Here is an 18721-nt window from a genome sequence, read left to right on the forward strand (position 1 = left end):
ACCTATTTCACAAAAAAGCAGCGGGCTATCCCGCTGCTTTTTTTATGGGAAATATTATTCTTCATCCTCAATAATGTTTTCTACTTCACTCATCCTAGCACGATTTTTCTGACTTTCCCTATCTATTTGTTGTGGGAACAGAGTGGGGAAAGTATTAGAGATAGGAGAAGTTTCAGGTGTAAGTTTGGGGAAACCAGTGGACAATACACATAATTGTACGGGGACAATTATTTTCTTCTCACAGGCTAAACTTACAGTAACTAATAAATTAGCAGATACCTGACCGTTTTTAGGATTTATCCTTATGTCTCTGTTAATATTATTCGTTGCTAGTCTAGGCTCACAGCCAATATTACAAAACTCGGTAAATCTTGGTAAAAATGCTCCGTCAAATACAGAAGGTAAGCATAATTCAAAGAAATTTGTCAGCACTAAAGGAGCCTCTGGAGTAGCGATTGGAACATTTGCTGTTAAAGTTTCTTCACACCTTTTTTTACAATCTGTTACTACAATAGCATCAATTTCTACAACCACATTGCCATAGATAGAAATATGCTGCGTACCGAATATTGGAGTACCTCTATCTCTTTCATCACACTCAGTGGTATCTACATATAGAAGTTTTTCACTATATGTTCCATCGGGTCCTACTACAGATATATCTTCTCCGCACTTTTGAACAAATTGTGCTCCGGCAACTTCAGTGTGGGGTTTTACAGTTAAGTTTCTTGGATCCTCTATATCTCTAGGATTGAAAAATCTTCTACATCGTATATCCACTATCCTTTCAATACGAGCATCTTCCTCTAAATTTGGTCTAAATGGTTGATTATGGATAGTCCTTAATCCTTGTAAATGATACAATGCAGCATCATATACCTTTTGTGTATAGATGGGTTCAGCAACAACATTTCTTAGAGATCCGTTAAAATGACAACCAGTTTCAGCTGTACAGCACTGCTCTGGGGATGTATTGTCTATAGGATCACATTTTGAATCACAATGAGAATGACCTTTATTATATTCACTCATCGATAGACCTCCTCTTTCTAAAATGTTTATTCTCACTTACAATATATTCTTTAAAGACTAACTTGTTACAAATTTAAATGAATTATCATGTTTTTTATAAAGAGTAATAAACATATAATAAATAACCCGTTGTGTTAGTAGAGGAAGATAGAACGAGAAAGGATTTATCTTGATTATTTTAAGGAGGGAAAATCATGTCTTTATTAAACTCACCCAGTTTAATTCTTCAAGACTCTTTGGGGAATCTAGAGAATTTCACCTATCGTAACGAAAATATTTCCTATTATTCTTTTAATAGACAATTAGGAAAGGTAGAAAATAGAACGATTTTACACCAAGCTACTCCTGAATTTGATGCAGACATCAATTCAGCAGGAGAAATTTTTTTGGTCTGTAAAAAAAAATATGGGGATGTTATACTGCTATCCAACCATAAAGGTTTTTCTGAAGCTCAAATAGTAGTTGAATCCAATCAACAGGATATTTATAATGTAAATATTTATCTCATTGGAAAGGATATTCATATCTTCTATTGTATAGGCTTGGATACAAATAAAAACCAATATAAAATTGTTCATAAATTTGGCAACCATGATCACTGGGTAACCAATGAAGTATGTCAGATTGTTACCCGGGATATATTAAATCCTATTCAAATTCTAAAGGGAAAAGATGAAATAATATTAGGGTACTATGATGTAATAGAAGAGGTAGAACAACTATTTATTAGAACGTTCAACTTTGAAAAAGATAGTTGGAGTGAAGGTCAACAACTAACCCATAGCCAAGCCAATAAGTTATATTTGGATATGCTGATTATGAAAAAAGATCAATTGCATATCACCTACAGTGAATTTACTGAGGGCAATTTGATCATAAAATACGAAAAATTTAAAAGAGAGAAAAGTATATATGTAAAGCATAAGGAACAGGATATCTCAAACCCTGCCAACAGCACCCATCCTTTACTTGTATATTTTAATGATAAACTATGGATCGCTTGGAGTGAGTACAATTACATAGCGAGTAGATATACAGAGGATTTGGGAGAAACTTGGGAGGACGCCTATCTATGGAAGGATTCAAAATCAGAGGATATTCTTATGTATAAATATAAATCCTGTTTTGAGGATACCCATGGAGAGTATCAACTTAATTATTCCTTTGGTAGAGCTTCTAACTTTTCTTTTATAGGTTTTGGCGGCCTTGAAAATACAAGAGTTATACCCATAAAACATAGAAAATCTGGCCAAAAGGCTTTGGTAAAAAAGGAGGTAAAGGAAATGGCTAATTCATTAGATGCCATGCAAGAAGAGGTAGACAAAGTGAAAAAAGAGTTAAACAATACTAAAGATATAGAGGGAATAGAGAATGAAAGAGCAAGAATTGATCATGCAATAGAGGCTATAAGAGATTTGGAGCAATCTTTCAAAGATACAAAGGATAACATAGAAGAATTCATAGATGAGCAAAAGAAGTGGAATGATGTGAAAACTCAATCCTTAAAAGATTTTGGTGAAAGACTAATCAACATAGAAAATTACCTAAATAAATATACTCGTTCCTTTGATAAAGATAAGAAATTCTAGAGCAGAGAAGGAACATCAACAAAATCTTCTCTAAAGCTATTGAAAAGAGAGAAATTTATGCTAAAATAGAGATAAGTTAATAGTATGTTAGAGAATGGGAGAAAGCACAGCATTCGGTCCGAAATTTGGATCGTCTAGTTGTGCTTTTTTGTATTCTCATAATAAATAAGGGGGGAATATAATGTATGATGTTGTCATTATAGGTGCTGGCATTGTTGGCACAGCCATTGCGAGGGAATTGTCTAGATATAAAACAAAGGTAATTGTGTTGGATAAAGAACAGGATGTAGCTAATGGGACGACTATGGCCAATAGCGCTATAGTACATTCAGGCTATGATCCAAAACCAGGAACCAATAAAGCGAAGTTTAATAAATTAGGGAATCAGCTATATCCGCAGTTATGTAAGGAATTAGATGTGCCCTTTAAGCAAATCGGTTCCCTGACCGTGGCCTTAGATAAAGAAGAGTTAAAGATTTTAGACCAATTAGAAGAAAGAGCTAAGGAAAATGGAGTTCCCGTAGAAAGACTATCAAGGGAAGAGGTTTTGGTCAGAGAACCAAATGTAAATAAAAATGTCCAAGGTGCTTTATTAGCCTCTACAGCGGGAATTGTAGGTCCTTGGGAGTTATCCATTGCTCTAATGGAAAATGCAATGAACAATGGGGTGGAATTAGCTCTTAATAATAAAGTAGAAGATATTAAAAAAGTTGAAAATATTTACCGTATCAAAACCAACGAAAAAACCTATGAAACCAAAGTAGTGATCAATTGTGCAGGGCTTTATGCAGACCATATTAATAGAATGTTAAATAAAGATACTTTCCACATTAAGCCGAGAAGTGGAGAATATTTCGTATTGGATAAACGAGCAGGAAATTTAGTGAATTCAATCATTTTCCCTTGCCCCACGAAACATAGTAAGGGTATCTTGGCAGTACCTACAGTTCATGGCAATATTTTATTAGGCCCAACCTCTGAACTCGTAGAGGATAAGGAAGCTCTACAAACAACAAGGAAGGGTTTAGAATATGTAAAAGCTCAGGTAGGCAGATTAATCAACAATATTCCCTATGGAGATATTATAAGATCCTTTACAGGACTTAGAGCTACCCCAGATACAGGAGACTTTATCATTGAAAGTTCTAAGGACAATAAGACTTTTATCCATGTTGCAGGTATTGAATCCCCTGGATTGACAGCAGCACCTGCCATTGCCTTAGAGGTTGTAAACCTAGTGAAGGAAATATTTAATTCTTTAGAGAAAAATGAAAACTTTGAGCCGAATAGACGAAAAGTAGTTCATTTTAATCAATTGTCTATGGATGAAAAGAAGAAAATTATAAAGGAGAACCCAGCTTATGGCAATATCATTTGTAGATGTGAAAGAATTACCGAGGGGGAAATCCTAGATTGTATTCATAGAAAAGCAGGAGCTACCACGGTAAAGGGAGTAAAGAAAAGAGCCCGTCCCGGAATGGGAAGATGTCAAGGGGGCTTTTGTGAACCCCGAGTAGTTGAAATATTAGCTAGGGAATTAAATAAAGACATGAAAGATATTTTGTATGACGGTAGGGATGCAAAAATTCTTTTAGGATATACCAAGGAATAGATTAACTCCTTTTATTCTTTTAAATACCGGAGGTGGAAAAATGTTAAATTATGATGTTATTGTTATCGGTGGAGGACCGGCAGGTTTAGCTGCCGCCATAGAAGCACGAAAAAGTGGAGTGAAAAAAATAGTTGTATTGGAAAGAGACAGAGAATTAGGCGGTATCTTACAACAATGTATTCACAATGGATTTGGACTCCATCAGTTCAAAGAAGAATTAACAGGACCACAATATGCCCAACGTTTTATAGATGAATTAGAGGATTTAAATATAGAATACCATCTTAATACCATGGTTCTAGAAATTACCAGCAATAAAGAAGTACATGCCATAAGCAAAAATCAAGGATATCAAATTTATAAGGCCAAGTCCATTGTTTTGGCCATGGGATGTAGAGAAAGAACAAGAGGAGCCATCAGCATACCTGGTAAAAGACCTGCGGGGGTAATGACGGCAGGAACAGCCCAAAGGTATATCAATATGGAAGGCTATATGGTGGGGAAGAAGGTTGTCATTTTAGGTTCAGGAGATATTGGATTGATTATGGCAAGAAGAATGACCTTAGAAGGAGCTGATGTGCAGGCAGTAGTAGAGATTCTACCCTATTCCGGGGGGCTAACTCGCAATATTGTACAATGCTTACAAGATTTTGATATTCCTCTATTGTTAGCCCATACCATAATAGATATAGAAGGGAAGGATAGAGTAAAGGGTGTGACCATAGCCAAGGTAGATGAAGAAAGACAGCCTATTAAGGGGAGCGAGCAATATTTTGACTGCGATACCCTCCTATTGTCGGTTGGTCTTATACCAGAAAACGAATTGACGGAGGAAGCAGGTATAGGACTGGATCCTACTACTAGAGGCCCCGTTGTCAATAATTCCATGGAAACATCAACTAAGGGCATATTTGCCTGCGGCAACGTATTGCATGTTCATGATTTGGTGGATTTTGTTACAGAGGAAAGCCAAAGGGCAGGAAGGAATGCCGCCGCATATATAATGGACAAATTACAACCAAAGGGAAAAAATATTGAAACAATAGCCGGTAATGGAATTGGTTATATTATTCCTCAAAAAATACAGATAAATGATGAAGATAAAATAAAACTTTTAATGAGACCCAACAATGTATTTAAAAATATAAAGATGGTGGTTAAAGTAGAGGATAAAGTGGTAAAAACCTTTAAGAAAAAACATTTAGCCCCAGGGGAAATGGAAAGTTTAATCATTGAAAAGGATTTACTAAAAGAAGAAGGTATCCAAAGTCTAAAGGTAGAAGTATTAAAGGAGGACGAATAAGATGAAAAAGCATGAACTTATATGTATTGTTTGTCCAATGGGATGTCACTTAGAAGTTATAGAAAATCAAGAAGGTTTCCAAGTACAGGGAAATGGATGTAAAAGGGGGCCGGCGTACGCACAAAAGGAACTTACTCACCCTACTAGGGTATTGACAACTACCATTAAGGTGAAAAATGGACCATTAAGACGTATACCTGTGGTAACCCAAGGGGAAGTTCCAAAGGAAAAACTATCCACTATTATGGAAGCCTTAAATCTTGTAGAGGTAGAAGCACCCATAAAAATGAATGACGTTTTGGTAGAAAACATACTCAACACAGGAGTAAACATAATCGCTTCAAGAAATATGAATACTTGTTCCTATGAATAAAAGAAACTCTTTCTTAATAAATATAGGAATAAACTATTCTTGCATAAGATAGTTTAAGCTTTCTAAGTTTTACGCACCTTAGCGTCAAGCTATCCTTAGGGGAGGAAGTGATAAAATGTATGATCTATGTATAATCGGCGGGGGAATTGTAGGAACAAATATTGCTAGAGAGCTATCCAAATATCAATTGAATATCCTAGTGCTGGAAAAGGAAGAAGACATTGGTTGTGGAGCGACCAAGGCCAATAGTGGTATAGTCCATGGCGGATATGTGGCGAAACCTGATACCCTAAAAGGCAAACTATGTATACAAGGCAATAGAATGTATAGACAACTTAATCAGCAATTAAATTTTGGATATAAACAAACTGGAGCTCTTGTATTAGCTTTTAACCAGGAAGACATGGAAGAATTAGAAAAACTATACCAAAGTGGTATAGAAAATGGCGTAAAAGAGATAGAAATTATAGATAGAGAACAAGCTCTTCAAATGGAACCTAATCTTAATCCTGACATAGCAGCAGCTCTATATTGTGGAGAGGTGGGCATAACATCCCCCTATGAATTTGCCATAGCCTTAATGGAAAATGCTATAGATAATGGAGTTACCCTTAAATTAAATACTGAAGTGAAGAACATTGAAAAAGACAATGGGATTTTCACCATAGATACGGGAGAAAAAAGCTACCAAGCAAGATATATTATTAATAGTGCTGGTGTTTTCAGTGATAAAATTGCCTCCATGGTGGGACAAAATACCTTTGATATCTTACCTAGAAGAGGACAATATGTCATTTTTGATAAGGGGACTGGAGAAAAAGTCAATCATGTTATCTTCCAAGTACCTAGTAAAAAAGGAAAGGGCATATTGGTAGCATCTACCTATCATGGCAATTTGATGATTGGGCCCAATGCAGAAGACACACAGAATAAAGAAGATGTAGGAACCGAAAAAGATGCCCTAGAGGAAATTGTAATGACAGCAAAAAGATCGGTTCCCCAATTCAATCTAAACCAGATTATACGGACCTTTTCTGGTATACGGGCAACCCCGACAACAAAAGACTTTATCATTGAAGAAACTAAGGAAAAAGGTTTTATCAATGTCGCTGGAATTGAATCCCCCGGCCTTACGGCTTCACCAGCCATAGCTCTGCATGTTAAGGATATACTCAAGGACATGGGAGTTGAATTAGTTCTAAAAGAGGACTTTAACCCTTATAGAAAACCCATCATTAAGGAAAAAAATTTAAAACCAGAAGAAATAAAAGATCTTTTATTCATTGATTCTGCCCCAGAAAAAATCATATGTAGATGTGAAGGAGTATCCGAGGCCGAGATAGTAGATGCCCTTCATAGGAACATAGATATTTATTCTCCCGATGCCATTAAGAGAAGAACACGAGCAGGGATGGGCAGATGCCAAGGCGGATTCTGTGAAAGTAGAGTAAGAGAAATTATTTCCCGAGAAAAAAACATCCCCCTAGACCAAGTGCCTCACAGAGAGGATCAACTTAAGGGGAAAGGCGAAAGGGAAAAGGCAGATTTTTATAGAAAATAATAATTCTGTGCAATAGGTAGATCCTTTATAAGATCTACCTAAGTTTTTTGGTGAAGTATCTTAAAGACAATATACATTCCTTTACAAGGTCTGCCTATTGTATTATAGTACTTATTAGAATAGAGAAGTAAGAAATTTACAATTATGTATACTACATAAAAGGAGTGAAATACCTATGGTAGAAATTAATATTTCTTCTGAAGTAAAAGAACTTTGTCCTAATACTGTGCTAGGATGCATAGAGACAAAAGTAAAAGTGCAGAAGGCATCCAAAGAATTGTGGGAGGAGATTCATGATTATTGTAAAAAAATGAAGGAGCATATGGTAGTAGGGGATATTTCAAAACAACAAAATATTAAGGACACTAGACAAGCCTATAGAAAGCTAGGAAAAGATCCCACAAGATATCGTTCATCTGCTGAAGCTCTAGCACGAAGAATTCTAAAGGGACAAGATCTATATTCCATCAATAATGTAGTGGAAATCAATAATCTAATATCTCTACAGTCCCTTTATCCCGTGTGTGCCTATGATTTAGAAAAGGTTACAGGAGCGATTACCCTAGAAAGGGCTGGAGAAGGAGCTACCTATGAGGGGATAGGCAAAGGAAAATTCAATATTGAATTTTTGCCAACCTTTGCAGATAGAGATGGATATTTTGGGAGTACAACTTCAGACTCAGAAAGAACTATGGTAAATGATCATACACAAAATCTTTTGATGATTATTGTATCCTTTAATGGGGAAAAAGAATTAATTAAACATGTGGAAAACATGGAAAGACTATTAAAAACTTATGCTGATGCTAAGGATGTAGAAAGAAAAATTATAAAGTAGGTTGAAAAGAGGAACTAGAAATGATAGAACAAAACAAACTAATAGAAGGAAATATCTTTAAAGCATTGATAGGCTTAGCCCTACCGATTATGGGTACTTCCTTTGTGCAAATGGCCTACAATATGACCGATATGATTTGGATAGGGAGAGTAGGGAGTAAAGCTGTAGCTGCAGTAGGTACAGCAGGCTTTTTTACCTGGCTTGCTATGGCTTTTATTATGATTCCTAAAATAGCTGCAGAGATAGGCGTTGCCCAGTCTGTAGGGAAGAAGGATAACCAATCCATTATTTACTATATTCGTCATACCCTTCAATTAAATGTATTCTTTGCTCTTCTATATGGATTTATATTGATTTTGCTAAAAAAACAAGTGATTGGTTTTTTCAACTTACAAGATAAAGCGGTTATAGAAATGGCACAATCCTATTTAACGATTGTATCTGCGGGCATGCTTTTTTATTTTATCAATCCAGTGCTTACAGGGATATTAAATGGCTATGGGGAGAGTAGAACTCCCTTTTTAATTAATGGAATAGGATTGATTACCAATATGATTTTAGATCCAGTATTGATCATGGGCATTGGACCTTTTCCAGTTATGGGAGTGAAAGGGGCAGCTCTAGCTACTGTAATAGCTCAAGTGGTGGTTACCACAATTTTTCTCTTGAATATTAGAAGGAAAATACCCGTCTTTTCCCAAATCAATTTCTTTAGGGTACCTGATTGGAACCATATAAGAGGAATAACCAAGCTAGGTTTGCCGGTTGCTCTCCAAAGTGGTTTATTTACTGTAATTGCTATGGTTATTGCCAGAATCATTGCCCAATGGGGACCTGTCCCTGTAGCCGTTCAAAAAGTTGGATCTCAAATAGAAGCCATATCTTGGATGACTGCCAATGGGTTTTCCACGGCTTTAGGAGCCTTTGTGGGTCAGAACTATGGAGCAAAAAAATGGAATAGAATTTATAAAGGGTATTTTACAGCCATGGGTATAATGTGTGCGATAGGAATAGCCGCCACTGGTTTCCTAATTTTAGGGGCAGAGTCTATATTTTCAATATTTATTCCTGAACAAGAGGCCATTGCCTATGGAATCCAATATCTCAAAATTTTAGGGATATCCCAATTGTTCATGTGTATAGAAATTACTACAGCAGGTGCATTTAATGGATTAAGTAAAACTGTCCCACCCTCCATTGTAGGGATTACCTTTAATGCCCTGAGAATACCTACAGCATTGATTCTCTCCTCCCCTAATTTACTTGGACTAAATGGTATATGGTGGAGTATAAGCATAAGTAGTATATTTAAGGGGATCGTGCTGGTAACATGGTTTGGTATATTTTTAAAAAGGCAGTCCTTTAGGCTAAAAGAGACAAACATAGGTCAAGGTGTTGGCAACAACTTAATGAATTAATACATATTTTCTCATCCTTTAGCTTCATCTAAGGATATACCATCCCCCTAAGAGAAGAGATATAAATCCTTTAGAAAGAGTTTTATGTATAAAAAATTGTTTATTCCCATGAAATTGGGCAATAATTGATAATATGTGGTAAAAGATAATATTTCACAACGAAGAAAAGGGAGGAGAAGGAGATCAATGAATCAGCCTGTTAAAGTATCAGAAAAAGTATATTGGATTGGAGTAAATGACAGAGAGACAGCACTCTTTGAAAATCTCTGGCCATTAGATAAGGGGGTTGCCTACAACTCTTACCTAATCAATGATGAGAAGGTAGCCTTAATAGATACGGTAAAAATCAACAAAATGGATACATATTTTGAAAAGATTCAAGAAATATTGGGAGAAAATAAAGAGGTAGACTATTTAATTGTAAATCATATGGAGCCAGATCATTCAGGAGCAATTAAGGAGGCTATGCATTATTTTCCCAACATAAAAATTGTGGGCAATCAAAAAACTTTAGAAATGCTAGAGGCCTTTTATGGGATTACTGATAATTTTTATTTAGTTAAGGATGGGGATGTATTAGATTTAGGAGAACATAAGCTAAGATTTTACCTAACTCCTATGGTGCATTGGCCAGAGACTATGATGTCTTATGACGAAACAGATAAAATTCTTTTTTCCATGGATGCCTTTGGCGGCTTTGGATCTTTAGATGGTGGAGTTTTTGATGATGAGGTTAATCTAGAGTTTTATGAGGATGAGATCCGTAGATACTTTTCCAATATCGTGGGTAAATTTAGTATGATGGTTCAAAATGCCCTAAAAAAATTACAGGGACTGGACATTAGCATTGTAGCTCCCACCCATGGACCAGTATGGAGAGAAAATCCCCAACATATTATTTCTCTATATGATAAGTGGAGTCGTTATGAAGCTGAAGAAGGGGTAGTTATTGTATACGGATCTATGTATGGAAATACAGAGAGAATGGCAGATTTTATTGCAAGAAAACTTTCAGAAAAAGGGATTACCAATATTAGACTATATGATGCATCCAAAACCCATGTGTCCTACATCATTAGCGATATGTGGCGATTTAAAGGTGTCATCTTAGGGAGTTGTGCATACAATTCAGGCTTATTTCCATCTATGCAAACGGTAATTAACAAAATTGAAAACTCAGCTCTTAAAAATAGAGTGTTGGGCATATTCGGAAACTATAGTTGGAGCGGTGGAGGAGTAGTTAACCTAGAAGCTTTTGCAGATAAGATGAAATGGGAAAGAGTAGGAGAATCCGTGGAGGCAAAGTCCTCTCCAAAGGCTGAGGATTTTAAGAAATGCGTAAATATTGCCGAGGAAATGGTAAAAAAATTAAAAGCATAAACATAAAATTTTTATTAATGCACTACATGATCATGTAGTGCATTAATGTTTTGTGAAGTTAGACCTACTTTTCATCTTTTAGAAAAAAATTAGATACTAAATTCAAATGATATTTCATATGTAGTATACTAGAGAAAGGGAATAAAAAATAGGGAAATGTTTACCTTAATAAAATATGGGCACAGGATAAAAACAAAAGAAAAATAAGGGGGAGAAAAATTCAATGAATCAACAAGATCCACAAAAAAAATTAGCAGTACTGATTGATGCAGATAATACTTCACCAGCAATTATTGAAGGATTAATCGCTGAAATCGCCAATTATGGAGTGACTAGCGTAAAAAGGATTTATGGGGATTGGACCAGTCCCAATCTATTGGGATGGAAGGAACTTTTATTACAATATGCTATTCAACCTATACAGCAATTTAGTTATACCACAGGTAAAAACTCCACAGATAGTGCAATGATTATTGATGCAATGGATTTATTATATATGGAAAACTTAGATGGTTTTTGTATTGTATCCAGTGACAGTGACTTCACTCGTTTGGCCTCAAGAATACGAGAAACAGGCCGAATTGTCTTTGGATTTGGGGAAAAAAAGACGCCTAGGCCCTTTGTGGGAGCCTGTGATAAATTTATCTATACAGAAATTTTAAGGGAAAATTATTATGACTTGACGTCTTCTCCTAAAACAACTAGAGAGCTAAAAAATGATACCAAGCTAGTGAATTTATTGCGTAGTGCGGTAGAGGATTCAGCAGATGAAAATGGTTGGTCTCATTTGGGAAATGTAGGGCAAAATCTTGCCAATAAATCTCCAGAATTTGACCCCAGAAATTTTGGGTATAAAAAATTAGGGGAATTAATAAAAGCCACTCAATTATTTGATATTAATGAGCGATCTTCTGAAAACTCACCGGCCAAGGCCATCTATATAAGGGATAAAAGAAAAAAATAAATACCACTATAGAGAATACCCTATATAAAATTAAGGAATAGGATGATGAATAACATGAAAAAATGGATTGTAGAATGGATACCTAGCATACTTATTGCATTAGTTTTGAGTCTAATTTTACAGACCTATATAGCACAAGCAGTAACAATACCCAGTGCGTCTATGGTACCGACCTTAAGTATAAGTGATAAATTAATAATCAATAAAATGGTCAAGCCAGATAATCTAAAATTCGGGGATATTGTGGTATTCTTCTCACCTATAGAGGATAGTCAAGAAGAAAGGTTGATAAAAAGAGTCATAGGATTAGAGGGAGATGTCATAGAAGTAAAGGAAGGACATCTTTTTAGAAATGGGCAAAAGGTTGAAGAACCCTATTTAGCTCAACCTATAAATTATGAATTCGGGCCTATTACGGTGCCGGAAGATAATTTTTTATTTCTTGGAGATAACCGGAATATTAGCTATGATTCTCATCTTTGGCCCTCTCCTTTTATACCCAAAGAGAAAATAATTGGGAAAGCTATATTTAGATATTATCCCTTTAATCGGATAGGAAAAATATAAAAAAGAAAAGTTGAAAATCTATGGGGTGATCAAAATAAATAAAGGCACTTTTCAGTTAAAAGCTCAGGATGAAAAGGAACTATTTGTATATAGATGGTTACCAGAGAGAAATACTTGCCAGGCGATCATACAAATTGCCCACGGCATGGCAGAACATGCCGGTCGTTATGAAGAATTCGCTAAGTCTATGGTAAAAGAAGGATATGCATTATATGCAAATGATCATAGGGGACATGGGCGAACGGCCAAAAGTATGGAAGAAAGAGGGGTTTTTGCTGACAAAGGAGGATGGGACATTGTTGTAGAGGATATGTATCAGCTTACAAAACATATTAAGGAACAATGGCCAGGAAAACCTATTATTTTATTAGGACATAGTATGGGCTCTTTATTAACAAGACATTATATCTCCCTCTATGGTGGAGGAATAAAGGCAGTTATTTTATCAGGTACCAGTGGTCAACATGGGCTAATACTGGATGTAGGGCGAAATTTAGCAAAAATAGAATGTACTCTTAGAGGGAAAAGATATAAAAGTGTCTTATTAAACAAGTTGTCCTTTGGAAGCTTCAATATAAAGTTTGAACCTGCAAGAACAGAATTTGACTGGATTTCCCGAGATGAAAAAGCAGTGGATAATTACATCCAGGATCCTTATTGTGGTGGAATTTTTTCCTGTGGTTTTTTCTATGATTTATTAACCGGGCTAAAGACAATAAACAATAAAAAATTAATCCATAGCATTCCTAAGGATTTGCCTATATTGTTTATTTCAGGCGAGAAGGATCCCGTGGGAAACAACACCAAAGACGTGCTACATGTTATACAAACCTATAAAGAAGCGGGGATTAAAAACATTGATTATCATTTTTACCAAGATGCGCGACATGAATTATTACATGAGCTAAACAAAGAAGAGGTTATAGAGGATATTAAATCTTGGTTACTATAGGGAAACAACTTCGGATCTTAATAAAAATACTAAGAGACTGTTTTTGCATAAGACGGTTTAAACTTTCCATCGTTGCAATGAAAGGAACGTGTACTTTTTATTAAGCTTTCGCTTTGTTTGTCTATAATACAAAAAACAAAGATTTCCTGATGGAAATTAAGGATGGGAATTTTATTTAAGAAACTTTGTCATCAAGGTGAGAAAACAAAGTTTCTTTTTTGTAGAAAAGGGTATAAACAATACCAATGTTATCTATAATGAATAGAAAGAAGGGGTGTAGGTATGAAATTAGAAGGATTAAAAATTATTGCTTTAGTTCATGATGAATTTGAGGATTTGGAACTTACTTATCCTATGTATAGGCTAAGAGAAGAAGGAATAGTTGTTCACTTAGTAGGAGAGGAAGCCCAAAAACAATACCTAGGTAAATATGGAGTACCAGTAGTAACAGACTTTGCCTTTAGAGATATCAATCCATCTGATTATGATGGGTTAGTTATTCCAGGGGGATGGGCACCTGATAAACTTAGAAGAGATTCAAAGGTATTAGAAATCACTCGACATATGCACGAAAATGACAAACCTATTGCACAAATCTGTCATGCTGGCTGGGTATTGGTATCGGCCAACACCCTTAAGGGCAAAAAAGTAACCAGTACTGTAGCCATAAAAGACGATATGGAAAATGCAGGAGCTATATGGGTGGATGAGGAAGTCGTTGTCGATGGAACCTTGGTTTCCAGCAGACGTCCCTTAGATTTACCTATTTATATGAAAACTTATGTTGATGTGCTTAAACAGGCTAGGAAGTAATTAAGTTGTGCCAATACCTCGTAAAAGAAAAAACTTTTATGGGGTATTTTTCTATGTAGAAACAAGATTTTTGTATATAAGCGCCGTTTATTATATAATATAAATCAACAACTTAGCAAATTATAAATAGAAATATAATAGGAACTATTTTTAAAATACAGAAGGGTGATAAAATCATGATGAAAAAACCGGAAGAAACAACAGTGGTTATGGGGATGTCAGGAGGCGTGGATTCCTCAGTAGCGGCTTTATTGCTTAAACAGCAAGGATATAAAGTTATCGGTGTTTTTATGAAAAACTGGGATGAAGCTGATGAAGATGGTCTTTGTACAGCCACTGAGGATTATGAAGACGTTATAGCGGTATGTGATCAAATTGGTATACCTTATTATACAGTAAACTTTGAAAAGGAATATTGGGATAGGGTGTTTACCTACTTTTTAGATGAATATAAAAGGGGAAGAACACCAAATCCAGATGTTATGTGCAATAAGGAAATTAAATTTAAAGCATTTTTAGAATACGCTCTAAAATTAGGTGCTGATTATATTGCTACAGGACATTATGCTCAAGTAGACTATAAAGATGGGGAATATAGATTAATTAGAGGCGCAGACTCTAATAAAGATCAAACCTATTTTTTATGTGCCTTGGGACAATATCAGCTTTCAAAATCTATATTTCCTATAGGGCATATGGATAAAAAGAAAGTTCGAGAAATTGCCGAAGAGTACCAGCTTAAAACCGCCAAGAAAAAAGATAGTACAGGTATTTGTTTTATTGGAGAACGGGACTTTGGAGAATTTTTAAGCCACTATCTTCCAGCAAAACCAGGTGAAATACGCAACTTAGAGGGCGAAGTTAAAGGGAAACATGTAGGGTTAATGAACTATACCTTAGGGCAAAGAAAAGGATTGGGAATAGGAGGGACAGGAACTGGAGAACCTTGGTTTGTAGCAGAGAAAGATTTAGAAAATAATATTTTATATGTTGTACAAGGGGACAAGCATCCTGTATTATATTCTTATGGATTACTTGCCAGTGATTTAAATTGGATTAGCCATAAGCCAAAATCCTCTTCCTTTAGCTGTACGGCAAAATTCCGTTATCGTCAACCTGATCAAGGCGTTAAAGTAGAATTAGTAGGAGAGGATGTCTGTAGAGTCATCTTTGATAAACCTCAAAAAGCAGTTACTCCAGGACAGGCTGTGGTATTTTACCAAGATGAGGTTTGCCTAGGTGGAGGCATTATTGACCAAATTATCAAAAATGAAAACTAAATCTAGTGTTTGAGGGAGGTATTGAATCATAAAACTAAAGGATAAGATAAGATTTATATACTTTGATTTAGACAACACGCTTTGGGATTTTAAAAGAAATTCCGCAGAAATACTTAAAAAACTTTACCTGGAAAAGTTAAGTAATCTACAGGGAATATCCATTGATTTTTCCTCCTTTAGGGATATCTACGAAAAGCACAATCATGACCTTTGGAAAGCTTATGAAAGAGGGGAAGTTACAGCAGAAGAACTAAAAGTCAGCAGGTTTGACAGAGTCCTGGAGGAGTTGGGCATAACAAAATTATTTAAAAGTGAAGATTTAAATGATTTTTACCTGCATAACCTAGCAAAGCTTCCTCATTTAATGCCTCATGCAAGGGAAATCTTAGATTATTTATCTCCCCATTACTCCTTAGGCATTTTGTCCAATGGATTTAAACAGGCCCAATATAGTAAAATGTCCTATTCTAAAATCATTGATTATTTTAATCCTATTATCACCTCTGACCAAGTTGGAGTGAATAAGCCCCATCCAGAGATCTTTCTTCATGCAATAAGGGAAAGTGGGTGTCAGCCTAATGAAATTGCCTATGTAGGGGATGACTATCTAGTGGACACCCTTGCCGCAAATAAAATGGGCATTACCGGCATCCTTTTAGACCCAGATCATAAAGTACAGGATGAAAACATTCTAAAACTATTTGATCTCATAGAATTAAAAGAGTATTTTTAGTAAATTGGAAAAGTCTGTACTTAGCTTTTCATTCTGTAAACAAAATAGCTAAATAATAATGTATCTTAAATAAAATACTAAATGACGCTTTTGCAGATGGTGTTATCCACTACTGCAAGCAAGGAATGTGTATTTCATTTAAGATACTCTGATACTAAACTAAAAAGCTAGTATCTTAATTTTAAATTACATAGAGGAGGAATAATAATGAAATTATCCAAGTATATTGACAACACCCTATTAAAGCCAACAGCTACCCAGGCCGATATTGAAAAATTCGCTAAGGAATCTGCACCCTATGATTTTGCATCCATCTGTATTTTACCTGGGCACATTGAGTATGCAAAGGATATTCTTGCAGGAACCGATGTGAAAATTGCTACAGTGGTAGGGTTTCCCTTGGGATTGAATACTACTGCAACCAAAGTTTTTGAGACCAAGGATGCTATTGAAAGAGGAGCTCATGAAATTGATATGGTCATTAATATATCTTGGGCTCAGGATAAACAATATGATCGAATTAAATCAGAAGTAAAGGCTATCTATGAAGCGGTCAAATCCCTTGGTGAAGATAAATTATTAAAAGTAATCATCGAAACTTGTTACTTAGACTATGAAGGCATCAAGGAAATTTCTAGTCTATGTAAAGAAGTAGGCGTGGAATTTGTCAAAACATCTACTGGTTTTGGAACAGCAGGGGCACAATTAGAAGATGTACAACTGATGAAGGAAGTATTAGGAGAGTACCCTGAAATCAAAGCCTCTGGTGGCGTTCGAACCTATGAAGATGCAGCTAAATTTATAGAAGCAGGGGCAATGCGCCTAGGTACCAGTGGAGGCTTTAATATAGTAGATAAAAGCGATAATGATAAAGACAGTGATTATTAAATACAAAACCCAGCTTAACAATTGTTAAGCTGGGTTTTAGAATATAACTAACATAACTCGTTGTGCTAATTAAATGGAGAGTTTGTTGATGCAGCCGAAAGCATTTTAAATCAAGTATTTGAGCCTAGCGAGTTTTTGATAATGCTGAAGGTCAATTTACAAACTCTTGATCTTGGAACATGAGAAAATCGGAATTTAACGAGCATAACCGATGAACATATAAATGACTAATGTAAAAAGGCGTGTTGTCTTTCCATAGTGATCACAAAGACATAATCAGGAAATACACTGGACAGATGATCTTTGATCTTATCCTTTAGAGATAAAATTTCCTGGTTGCTAAGGGTTTCTTCTACAACCACATCAAAAATCATACAACTCTTTTGAGCATCCTGTATAATTCTAAAGTCGTGAAAGGAAACAATAGAAGGATGTACAAATAAATTATCCTTGATTTTTTCCCGAATTTCATTGGTTTCCTCGCAGTGAATGTTAAGGGGATCCATGTGTATCACCAAAAGCACATTTAACTCATTGGCAACTTTTCTTTCGGCCTCATCGATTATTTCATGGGATATCAGGGGAGGCAGATTGGCAGATATTTCAGCATGTAGAGTTGCCATAGTTCTACCAGGACCATAATCATGAATAATCAGATCATGCACCCCCTCAATGCAATCAAAGTTTAAGACCAATTCTTCAACTTTTTGTACCAATTCCGGTTCAGGGGCTTGGCCCAATAAAGGGTTCAAGGTATCCCTAGCCATAGAAATCCCTGAATACATAATGGCTAAGGCTACTAAAATCCCCATATAGGCATCAACAGGAAGGGATAGAAGAGGAGAAAGAATAATAGAAATGACTACACAGCTTGTTGCAAAAACATCACTGAGACTATCTACTGCTGTTGCTGCTAGGGATTTGGATTGTATTATTTTTCCGAGTTTTTTATTAAACACTGCCATCCACAGTTTAACCCCTATAGTAATCACTAAAACAATAACGCCAACTAAATTGAAGAATATCTCCGCTGGTTCTACAATGCGCTTAAAGGAGCTTTGCAACAATTCAAACCCTACTAAAATAATAATAAGGGATATGATAAGAGCAGAAATATATTCTGTTCTGCCATGTCCAAAGGGATGTTCTTTGTCTGGAGGCTTCCCTGCTAATTTAAATCCAAATAAGGCAACAGCACTGGAACCAACATCAGATAGATTATTAAAACTATCTGCAATTAAAGAAATACTGTTAATCATAAATCCCAAAATAAGCTTGACTATAAATAAGAGAATATTAGAAAATAGACCCACAAAACTGCCTAAATAACCATATTGTTTTCTCACTTGGGGATTGTTGATATTTTTGTAATCAGAAATAAATTTTCTGATTAGAAAATCCGTAAACAATAAATTCAC

At 35.5% G+C, this 18721-nt stretch carries 17 protein-coding genes; 15 read left to right on the forward strand and 2 right to left on the reverse strand.

What is annotated here, in order from left to right:
* Positions 1–54: 54 nt before the first annotated feature.
* Positions 55–1032, reverse strand: a complete 978-nt coding sequence (locus tag NSA47_RS00985; RefSeq protein ID WP_257528969.1) for a hypothetical protein — start codon at positions 1030–1032, stop codon at positions 55–57.
* Positions 1033–1226: 194 nt separating this feature from the next.
* Here NSA47_RS00985 and NSA47_RS00990 point away from each other — a divergent pair, with 194 nt between their 5' ends.
* The 15 genes from NSA47_RS00990 (at position 1227) to deoC (ending at position 17303) form a co-directional block, all read left to right on the forward strand.
* A complete protein-coding gene (locus NSA47_RS00990; protein WP_257528970.1) occupies positions 1227–2621 on the forward strand; it encodes a coiled-coil domain-containing protein in 1395 nt (464 codons plus the stop codon).
* Between the two features lie 181 nt (positions 2622–2802).
* Entirely contained in the window at positions 2803–4233 is a 1431-nt protein-coding gene (locus NSA47_RS00995; protein WP_257528971.1) for an NAD(P)/FAD-dependent oxidoreductase, read from the forward strand.
* Between the two features lie 40 nt (positions 4234–4273).
* Positions 4274–5536 carry an NAD(P)/FAD-dependent oxidoreductase gene (locus NSA47_RS01000; RefSeq protein WP_257528972.1) on the forward strand — a complete coding sequence of 421 codons (1263 nt, stop codon included), beginning with the start codon at positions 4274–4276 and terminating at the stop codon, positions 5534–5536.
* A 1-nt stretch (position 5537) separates the two neighbouring features.
* On the forward strand, positions 5538–5909 hold the full coding sequence (locus NSA47_RS01005) for a DUF1667 domain-containing protein (RefSeq protein ID WP_257528973.1): 372 nt from the start codon (positions 5538–5540) through the stop codon (positions 5907–5909).
* Positions 5910–6024: 115 nt separating this feature from the next.
* A complete protein-coding gene (locus NSA47_RS01010) occupies positions 6025–7470 on the forward strand; it encodes an NAD(P)/FAD-dependent oxidoreductase (protein ID WP_257528974.1) in 1446 nt (481 codons plus the stop codon).
* A 175-nt stretch (positions 7471–7645) separates the two neighbouring features.
* Positions 7646–8308, forward strand: a complete 663-nt coding sequence (locus NSA47_RS01015) for a B3/B4 domain-containing protein (RefSeq protein ID WP_257528975.1) — start codon at positions 7646–7648, stop codon at positions 8306–8308.
* A 20-nt stretch (positions 8309–8328) separates the two neighbouring features.
* On the forward strand, positions 8329–9726 hold the full coding sequence (locus tag NSA47_RS01020) for an MATE family efflux transporter (RefSeq protein ID WP_257528976.1): 1398 nt from the start codon (positions 8329–8331) through the stop codon (positions 9724–9726).
* Between the two features lie 186 nt (positions 9727–9912).
* The gene (locus NSA47_RS01025; RefSeq protein ID WP_257528978.1) at positions 9913–11106 is read left to right on the forward strand and encodes an FprA family A-type flavoprotein; all 1194 of its coding nucleotides are present in this window, start codon (positions 9913–9915) and stop codon (positions 11104–11106) included.
* A gap of 223 nt (positions 11107–11329) precedes the next feature.
* Entirely contained in the window at positions 11330–12070 is a 741-nt protein-coding gene (locus NSA47_RS01030; RefSeq protein WP_257528979.1) for an NYN domain-containing protein, read from the forward strand.
* A 54-nt stretch (positions 12071–12124) separates the two neighbouring features.
* The gene (gene lepB, locus NSA47_RS01035; protein ID WP_257528980.1) at positions 12125–12637 is read left to right on the forward strand and encodes a signal peptidase I; all 513 of its coding nucleotides are present in this window, start codon (positions 12125–12127) and stop codon (positions 12635–12637) included.
* 25 nt (positions 12638–12662) lie between these two features.
* The gene (locus NSA47_RS01040) at positions 12663–13589 is read left to right on the forward strand and encodes an alpha/beta hydrolase (protein WP_257528981.1); all 927 of its coding nucleotides are present in this window, start codon (positions 12663–12665) and stop codon (positions 13587–13589) included.
* 282 nt (positions 13590–13871) lie between these two features.
* Complete coding sequence (locus NSA47_RS01045; protein WP_257528982.1) at positions 13872–14402, forward strand: type 1 glutamine amidotransferase domain-containing protein; 531 nt, start codon at positions 13872–13874, stop codon at positions 14400–14402.
* A gap of 176 nt (positions 14403–14578) precedes the next feature.
* On the forward strand, positions 14579–15682 hold the full coding sequence (gene mnmA / locus NSA47_RS01050; RefSeq protein WP_257528983.1) for a tRNA 2-thiouridine(34) synthase MnmA: 1104 nt from the start codon (positions 14579–14581) through the stop codon (positions 15680–15682).
* 55 nt (positions 15683–15737) lie between these two features.
* Complete coding sequence (locus NSA47_RS01055; RefSeq protein ID WP_257529240.1) at positions 15738–16415, forward strand: YjjG family noncanonical pyrimidine nucleotidase; 678 nt, start codon at positions 15738–15740, stop codon at positions 16413–16415.
* 207 nt (positions 16416–16622) lie between these two features.
* A complete protein-coding gene (gene deoC, locus NSA47_RS01060) occupies positions 16623–17303 on the forward strand; it encodes a deoxyribose-phosphate aldolase (RefSeq protein WP_257528984.1) in 681 nt (226 codons plus the stop codon).
* Between the two features lie 227 nt (positions 17304–17530).
* On the opposite strand, the gene NSA47_RS01065 is transcribed toward deoC, so the two are convergent.
* Entirely contained in the window at positions 17531–18712 is a 1182-nt protein-coding gene (locus NSA47_RS01065; RefSeq protein ID WP_257528985.1) for a cation diffusion facilitator family transporter, read from the reverse strand.
* Positions 18713–18721 lie beyond the last annotated feature (9 nt).

This window comes from Irregularibacter muris (genome assembly GCF_024622505.1).
GTDB lineage: Bacteria > Bacillota > Clostridia > Eubacteriales > Garciellaceae > Irregularibacter > Irregularibacter muris.

What these genes read in the sequence shown, in the direction of transcription:
- NSA47_RS00985 (WP_257528969.1), bottom strand. Translation starts at nt 1,032, where the DNA reads ATGAGTGAATATAATAAAGGTCATTCTCATTGTGATTCAAAATGTGAT.
- NSA47_RS00990 (WP_257528970.1), top strand. Translation starts at nt 1,227, where the DNA reads ATGTCTTTATTAAACTCACCCAGTTTAATTCTTCAAGACTCTTTGGGG.
- NSA47_RS00995 (WP_257528971.1), top strand. Translation starts at nt 2,803, where the DNA reads ATGTATGATGTTGTCATTATAGGTGCTGGCATTGTTGGCACAGCCATT.
- NSA47_RS01000 (WP_257528972.1), top strand. Translation starts at nt 4,274, where the DNA reads ATGTTAAATTATGATGTTATTGTTATCGGTGGAGGACCGGCAGGTTTA.
- NSA47_RS01005 (WP_257528973.1), top strand. Translation starts at nt 5,538, where the DNA reads ATGAAAAAGCATGAACTTATATGTATTGTTTGTCCAATGGGATGTCAC.
- NSA47_RS01010 (WP_257528974.1), top strand. Translation starts at nt 6,025, where the DNA reads ATGTATGATCTATGTATAATCGGCGGGGGAATTGTAGGAACAAATATT.
- NSA47_RS01015 (WP_257528975.1), top strand. Translation starts at nt 7,646, where the DNA reads ATGGTAGAAATTAATATTTCTTCTGAAGTAAAAGAACTTTGTCCTAAT.
- NSA47_RS01020 (WP_257528976.1), top strand. Translation starts at nt 8,329, where the DNA reads ATGATAGAACAAAACAAACTAATAGAAGGAAATATCTTTAAAGCATTG.
- NSA47_RS01025 (WP_257528978.1), top strand. Translation starts at nt 9,913, where the DNA reads ATGAATCAGCCTGTTAAAGTATCAGAAAAAGTATATTGGATTGGAGTA.
- NSA47_RS01030 (WP_257528979.1), top strand. Translation starts at nt 11,330, where the DNA reads ATGAATCAACAAGATCCACAAAAAAAATTAGCAGTACTGATTGATGCA.
- lepB (WP_257528980.1), top strand. Translation starts at nt 12,125, where the DNA reads ATGAAAAAATGGATTGTAGAATGGATACCTAGCATACTTATTGCATTA.
- NSA47_RS01045 (WP_257528982.1), top strand. Translation starts at nt 13,872, where the DNA reads ATGAAATTAGAAGGATTAAAAATTATTGCTTTAGTTCATGATGAATTT.
- mnmA (WP_257528983.1), top strand. Translation starts at nt 14,579, where the DNA reads ATGATGAAAAAACCGGAAGAAACAACAGTGGTTATGGGGATGTCAGGA.
- deoC (WP_257528984.1), top strand. Translation starts at nt 16,623, where the DNA reads ATGAAATTATCCAAGTATATTGACAACACCCTATTAAAGCCAACAGCT.